Here is a 7130-nt window from a genome sequence, read left to right as displayed (position 1 = left end):
ACCAAAAACACCGCGCTCGCCTTGAATGGAAATTGCACGGCCGTCTTCTCTTGCGTCGTAAAATTCGGCTAGCTCAACCATGACTTCAGAGCGTTTATCTTCGTGGTTTAGGCGTAACCACAGTGGTGGGCGAGTATCTTGCGCGGTTAAAAACGTATGCAAGGCATCGTTACCGCCAATGTTAACAAGGGCTTCAAGTTGTGCTGTATAGCTAGTGGGAATGCCGTGCCATACCAATGTGCCGGATAAGTCTTCTTGTTTAAAGGCTTGTAGGGCATCGATGCTGGTTTGGTATTCACTTAGCTCGCTAGGTAGGGGGTGTTTGGCGGCAGCGCGCCATTGGCATAGCGCCAAAAGGGCTTCGCCGCTGATGTTTTGGCTGAGTATGCCAAGTTGCTCTTTAAGGCTGACGGCGTCGGGGGTGAGTTCGCTAAAGTTGGCGATGCTTTGCGCCGCGGTTGCCCCTGAGTCCATGGTGTTTTTCAGTGTTATCACATTGGCTGCCCAATAACCAAAGCGTGCAGCATTAAAAAGTACGTCGCCATAAAACAGGCGATCTCGCTTGCCGTACTTTCTGTTTTTACCCAGCGTGTGCTTCAGCCAGCGGTCTAGCTGGTACCAATTGCGCTGATCTAGCCATTCTTGCCATAAAGTGAGTGCTTGCCGCATTTGATTGGCAACACGGACTTCGGGCGAGTAGTCGGCATATTCTGATTGTGTGCTTGAAGGCTTGCTCTGTGGTCGCGAATTGGAGCCATTGCGATGGGTAGGCTTGTTTGAGCGGTTTACGGGTGTGCGTCGTTTGGTCACAGGCATCTCGAAAAAGTACGCATTATTCGAGATGCCTCGCGTAAATGCAAACATTCAGGCCAAAGTTGCGATGTGACGTGGTTGGCAGGTGTTGTGGGAAGTGATGCTAAGCGGTCTGCGCGGATGTTGATTTGTGTCAAGCCTTGGTGCAATGTCGGTAAAAACCGTTGTACATCGTTGGGCTCCCACTTATAACCTAGCTATACCTATTATGGGTTCGATGACTTCGATGACTTCGATGACACATAGGTTCAATGATTGAGTGCTGCGTTTGCAGCTGATTTCTCCTGCTGTAAGTGCCGCCCCTTGGGCCGAATTACAGTGATTGCTGATGTAAGGACGTCGTATGACGCGCAAAAAATCTCACAACGCAAGGTTTGCTGGCTGCAGAATCTTCTCTTTGGTTACCGTTATCGGTAGCTTGCTTCTGTCTGCTTGCGATGGCGCCGGCTTGTCGAGCTCTAGTGCGGGGGTAGAGGCTAGCTCTTCTGATGCCTCTAGCGTAAGTTCGGATAGTGCTTCTAGTGCGTTCAGTGAACCCTTATGCGAGGCGCCAGCCGATTTAGCGGTTACCGATATCGCAAGTGTTGTGGATTGGATTAATGCAATGCCTAAACCTTTAACGCTGGCCTGTTTTGTTAAAAGTTTACCCCGCCCCATGTACTACAACGCGACTTTGAGTACCTTTAGTGCCCAGCCTTCAGTTGGCAAGCGTAGCCCACGTGTGTTTTTCATGATTGACGACTTAATGCTTACAGTTGTACCTGATGAAAAGTCCGATACGGTGCGTGACCCCGAAACGGGACAGCTGATTAAAGATCCTGAGACGGGCTTGGATCGCCGGTTTTGGGATGTCGATGATACGCAATTATTGGAATTGTCTTTCGAAGTTGATACGGCATTGCCGCAGCGGCAGTCTATTAAAGCTGAACTCAAATTTCCGGTGACGGCGCTATTGCCACGCAACGCCCCTTATGTGGACATTAATTATGATGTATCGAATACGCTCAGCGTGTGCGCTTTTTGCCATGCTACTGAAACAGAAATAGAGGTTATGGATGGCCAGCCTGTTTATCGCTCTAGAATGCTGCGTAACCCTCGTGATGCCGAGGTACCACTTGGGTTTATGTTGAATGAATATGCATCTTGCGATCCCGAGTCAAGAGAGAACGAATGGTACCGCTGCGAAATGCTAGAGGCTATTTACGGTCAAGGAACATTAGTCTGGAAGAGCTTCCCTGAAGATATGCCAACAATTTTTGATAATTAATGCGAGAACGGCTAACGCGAGAACAGTTAATGCGAGAAAAATAAGTACGGGATAAAGTACTGGAAAAAAAGAGCTTTCGGGCTCTTTTTTTGTGGGTTTGTGTTGGGGGTTGTCAACGGGCGGTGCTTAAGTCGCGCTTTACCGCTAGACTGCAAGTACTAAGCAAACTAAGGGTTATCTATGCATCGGTATGTAATTTGGGTTCAAAGAGTCTTCGCGCTATTTTTGGCGTTTTCAGTATTGCCAGCTATTGCGATGGATATTCGTACAGGAGTCCAATTAACGTCTGATCACCTTCCTCAGGAGGGGGTGCCTAAAGGTCAACTTGATGGGCCTTTTGAATTTTATAGCACCGTATTTGACAACACAGTGCGACAGTACTGGATTTTTGTGCCCGCTCAATACAAAAAGGATAAACCCGCTGGGTTGTTGGTTTTTCAAGATGGCCAGCGTGCGACCAATCCTAAAGGTTCTTTGCGTGTTCCGCAGGTGATGGAAAACTTGACCGCAAGTGGTGAAATGCCTGTAAGTATTGGTGTCTTTGTTACGCCAGGTAACCGCTCTAAGCACTACCCTCATGCTTTAGGTATGGGTAACCCCGATCAGCGAGCGCAGGAATATGATGCGCTTGATGATCGATACGCTCGTATGCTTATCGAAGAACTTTTACCGTTGGTGGGTAAACGCTATGCCTTAACAACCGACCCTGAAATGCGTGTTATTGGCGGTACCAGCAGCGGGGCTATTGCCGCATTTACCGCGGCCTGGCAGCGCCCGGACTATTTTCGTAAGGTTTATAGCTCCATTGGTAGTTACGTTTCGATTGGGTTTAAGCCTAATGCAAAACCGATAAAGTTGGGTGGCCAGGATTACCCAGCCCTAATTCGTCGTGAACCGATTCGCCCGTTGCGGGTGTTTTTTCAGGATGGTATTAACGATATTGATAACGAATGGGGTAATTGGTTCTTAGCTAATCAGCAGATGGTAAAGGCGTTGGGTTATGCAAACCGCTTTGCTGATAGCCAAAAGCGTGAGGGTGCACGTTATGAGTTTACCCATGTATGGACAGATGGGGAGCATAACGACAGTCATCCGGGTGCGTTATTGCCGGAGGGTTTACGCTGGCTTTGGGCGAGTGATACCGCAATCAAAGAGGCCACCGCACAATAACGGTTTGGTGTACTTTAAAGCGGGTGCTTTGTTCTGAAGCCCCGTTTTTTTTTGCCTGTGATTTAACGATTCAACCTACCTTAGGGCCGAGAAAAAAATACTTTATCCAATAATACTTTATCCAATAATACTTGTTTCCTGTCTCCTCAACTGCGTTGCTCAAAGCGTTACATGCCTAGGCATGCGCCTCTTCGAGCGCCTTGCTGAGAAAACAGGCTCGATAACTGCTCCACGACATTATGCTCCTGCAATGTCTAATAAGGGGCTTCCTGCCCCGATGCGTTATTCTAATAACCTACTTCCCTGTACCTGTAGGCCCCATCGTCTAATTGGACAAACTACTATTGCCTCGCCCCTTATTTCCTGTTGGCGGTTAAGGAGGTAGCGTTATAACTGTACTACACTGAGGTAGATAGTCAGGAAACTAGGAATTTGATCTTTATGCTTGTATTTGGAATAAAAATAGAGCCTTGGTGTTTCGCTTTGTTATGAAGCTGTCGGTCATTCACCGCATTACGGGCGGTTACCTTTTTATTTTGATTTGCTTGATAGCGATTGCCATTGCAGGTTTGTCGCGTATTACCAGTATTAATCAAAATTTACAGGAAGTATCTCGCCAAGCCGCGCCGATCAGTAATACAACGGCACAGCTAGCTGACGAGCTTGCTTTGGCTAATTTGCTAATGTATCAGCATTACAACAGCACTAATCAGCAGCAAGCATTAGACTTCGAAGCCCGCTTTGCAGGGTTTAAAGATAATTATCATCGCTTATCAAAACAATTATCTGAAATGCTATTGCGTGTCCCAGATGGGGGCAGTGAGGTTGCGCGTCTTGAGCGAATGGCAGCAAAGGCGAATGAAGTTTTTGCTAGCGTAGATCGTTTGATGCTCTTAAACAGAGAAAGTCTTGCGGGCTTAAGCCGTCTGCTCAGTTTAAAAGACGAAATTCAGGCGGCTGAAAATGAAATTGATGCTGTGTTCCATCGCTTAAAAAAACTTGAACTATCGGCACAAGAAAGGCCTTTGGTTTATGACGCTATTCTAGAGGTTAATCGAGGTGTTTCGCTGGCAACGTATATTGCTTTAACGACACGCTTTGATGAATACAACCAATTAACAGATCAGTTTTCGAAATGGTTAGAGCGCTATGTTGAGCTGGGGTATCAGTTAAAGGTGCTTGAGGCCCAAAGCGAGTACTTGGCGCCAGAGTTGATTGAGCTTGGCGATAAAATTAGTCACCTTGTCTGGGTGGTGGCGCGTAATCGGGGTTTGCTCGAGTCGCAGTCGGGTTATTTAGGCAATGAAACGGTGATGGAAAAGAGTCTCGCCAATAATGAAAAAAATATTAAATTAATTCGAACAGAGTTTGCGATTGTAGGTGGTTTTGCCAAAAACTATGCCCATCGTTTAGCGAGTAATGCCGCCAATACGGTTGATGGTGGCCGAACAACAATTGTTGCAATCAGTGTTCTTGCCATTGCGGCTTGTTTAATTATTGCTTTGCTCGTAGTAAGAAGTATTAAAGCTCCACTTAAATATGTGGTCACTGTGTTAGAAAGTATGGCAACGGGTGATCTTTCTCAATCTATTGCTGTGTCAAAGCGCGATGAGTTTGGTTTGTTGCAAGGGTCGGCAAAAACATTAAGCGAAAACTTACAAGCAATGATTCAGGCGATTCGGTCGCAGTCACTCTTTATTCTCGATTCGGTGAATCAGACCCGCACAATCACAGAGCAGTCTTTAAGTAACGTGACGAATCAGCAAGAGCAAACAGAAATGGTGGCTGCGGCTATGCATCAGATGTCGGTATCTATTAATGAGGTTTCCCTCAACGCCGAAAATGCGTTCGAAAAAATGGCGAATGCCCACGAAAATGCAGAGTTGAGCCAAACTAAAATTGTTGAAAATAAAGAAAAATCTTTATTGCTTCAAGAAGAGATGAACAATGCTTGCGGAGTTATTAATGATTTAGATGGCGACGTGCATAAGATTGAAGAAATTATTCAGGTTATTGAAGGTATTGCCGAGCAAACAAATTTATTGGCGCTTAATGCGGCTATTGAAGCTGCACGCGCAGGTGATCAAGGGAGAGGTTTTGCCGTTGTTGCTGACGAGGTGAGAACATTAGCAAAGCGTACACGATTGTCGACAGAGGAAATTAAAACGAATATTCACCGATTGTTGGATGGTTCGCGAAATGCTGTCGAGGTAATTCAACGTTCGCAGGAAAAAACACAGGATTCCGTTGCGAGTGCTGAGATTATTTCTCAGCAAATAGCCGAAGTTGTCGCCATGATTTCCAATGCTAAAAATTTGAACCTGCAAATAGCGACCTCTTCAGAACAGCAGAGCCGTACGTCGGAAGATATTGATCGAAATATTGATAGGATTACTGCGCTCTCGCACGATACGGCCGATGGGGCGCAGAAAACACAAGTACAAGTTGATGGCCTATATCGCTCGACACATGATTTGGAAACCTTGGTAGAGAGGTTTACATTATGATTGTGTGCTGGGAATGGTGTTCAGAGAGCTTAAAGCGGTGCATGGCTTGTTTGATCGTAACTTGCGGGTTTGTATTTTTCGATGCTGGGCTATTGACGTCGGTCGTGCATGCTAACGAACAAAATACAGTGGTTAAATTTTACACGTGGCGAACGCAAGATAAGCCTGTATGGCAAGCGATTAATACGCAAAATTTAATACCTGGGGTTACGGTTGAGGTGGAGGCCGTATTTCGATCGGTCTATGGCTCATATGTTTTTTTAGCCTTGCAAAATGGCAAAGCCGATTTGTTTTTATGGCAACCAGGGGCAACTAATCTACAAGAATTAATTCGCCGAGGTTTTATCGAGCCTTACGCTTATGATCTTAATATGATGAATCCAGCGGCCATATTAGCGGGTAAAAGTGCGCAGGGGGTATCTTACGGAGTGCCATTTGCATTGCAGTTGCAATCGATGACAATTAATAAAAAGCTACTGCGTAAACATGGGCTGGATAAAAAACCTCAAACAATGGCGGAGTTAACGCAAATTTTTGAAGCGCTAAAAGCGAAAGGGATTAATCCCATGCATCTGGCGGGTGGCACTAACTGGTATGTAAAGCAGGTGTTGGCCGAGGTGCTGTTAGCGGGTTTAGTGGATGAGGATTTTTCTGCCGCATTGTTGGCGGGTGAAGCCTGTTTTTCTACGCCGCAATACCGTTTGATTTTTGAGACCTTGGTGCAATGGAAAGAGCGGGGTTTTGTGAATGACAATATCATCACCGAGGACTACGGTGTGATGGCTAGGGCAGTGGCGGTAGGTAATTCTGCTATGAATATCGACGGTGCATGGATGGCCGGGCCAACGTCCATATTTTACGAAATTGACCCTGAGTTTGAACTAGGCTTTTGGCCGGTACCTGGTTTATCGAAAAAAGTTTATGCCTTAGGTGACGGTACTTTTCAGGTTGGCTCCACCTCTAAAGTACGTGCTGCAGCCGAAAAAGTCTTAACGTTTACGACGACGAAAAAATTTGCTGAATTATTTGCTGAGCATGTCAATGAACTACCGGCCTATGGTCGGGATTTTTACATCAAAGAGGGTGATTTAAAGAACATGGCAGCCATTGTGGCTGAACGTGCTTACCCTGTTAGTCTGTTTACAGCATATGCCCTTAACCACGGCTCGCCGAGCTATAACGACCTTGTTTTTGCGGCGGTAGAGGCTATTTTGGCGGGAAGCAAAACACCTGCTCAGGTTGTGGTGGATATTCAAGAGGGCTTGAACGGCTGGGGTTATGTTGGCGCAGTGAATTGCCAGTAAATTGTTGCCTCGGCCCTTTAGGGCCGAGGAAAAAATACTTTATCCAATAATACTTGCCTCCTACTTCCT

Annotated in this window: 5 protein-coding genes; 4 read left to right on the top strand and 1 reads right to left on the bottom strand. The window is 46.2% G+C overall.

Annotated features, from left to right (window positions below):
* Positions 1–810 (bottom strand): hypothetical protein (locus AC3A8L_RS18480; protein WP_487963754.1); only part of this gene is annotated, 810 nt, incomplete at its 3' end.
* 346 nt (positions 811–1156) lie between these two features.
* Here AC3A8L_RS18480 and AC3A8L_RS18475 point away from each other — a divergent pair.
* The 4 genes from AC3A8L_RS18475 (at position 1157) to AC3A8L_RS18460 (ending at position 7061) form a co-directional block, all read left to right on the top strand.
* The gene (locus AC3A8L_RS18475; protein WP_487963753.1) at positions 1157–2080 is read left to right on the top strand and encodes a hypothetical protein; all 924 of its coding nucleotides are present in this window, start codon (positions 1157–1159) and stop codon (positions 2078–2080) included.
* 180 nt (positions 2081–2260) lie between these two features.
* The gene (locus tag AC3A8L_RS18470; protein ID WP_487963752.1) at positions 2261–3250 is read left to right on the top strand and encodes an alpha/beta hydrolase; all 990 of its coding nucleotides are present in this window, start codon (positions 2261–2263) and stop codon (positions 3248–3250) included.
* Between the two features lie 473 nt (positions 3251–3723).
* Positions 3724–5757 (top strand): methyl-accepting chemotaxis protein, encoded by a 2034-nt coding sequence (locus AC3A8L_RS18465; protein ID WP_487963751.1) that lies wholly within the window; start codon positions 3724–3726, stop codon positions 5755–5757.
* 41 nt (positions 5758–5798) lie between these two features.
* Complete coding sequence (locus tag AC3A8L_RS18460) at positions 5799–7061, top strand: ABC transporter substrate-binding protein (RefSeq protein WP_487963750.1); 1263 nt, start codon at positions 5799–5801, stop codon at positions 7059–7061.
* Positions 7062–7130 lie beyond the last annotated feature (69 nt).

The sequence above is a fragment of the Marinagarivorans sp. genome (genome assembly GCF_982758155.1).
This window is presented reverse-complemented; position numbering and strand designations above follow the sequence as displayed.

Bases quoted from the DNA above. Each gene is read 5' to 3' on its own strand.
- AC3A8L_RS18475 (WP_487963753.1), top strand. From the start codon at position 1,157: ATGACGCGCAAAAAATCTCACAACGCAAGGTTTGCTGGCTGCAGAATC.
- AC3A8L_RS18470 (WP_487963752.1), top strand. From the start codon at position 2,261: ATGCATCGGTATGTAATTTGGGTTCAAAGAGTCTTCGCGCTATTTTTG.
- AC3A8L_RS18460 (WP_487963750.1), top strand. From the start codon at position 5,799: ATGGCTTGTTTGATCGTAACTTGCGGGTTTGTATTTTTCGATGCTGGG.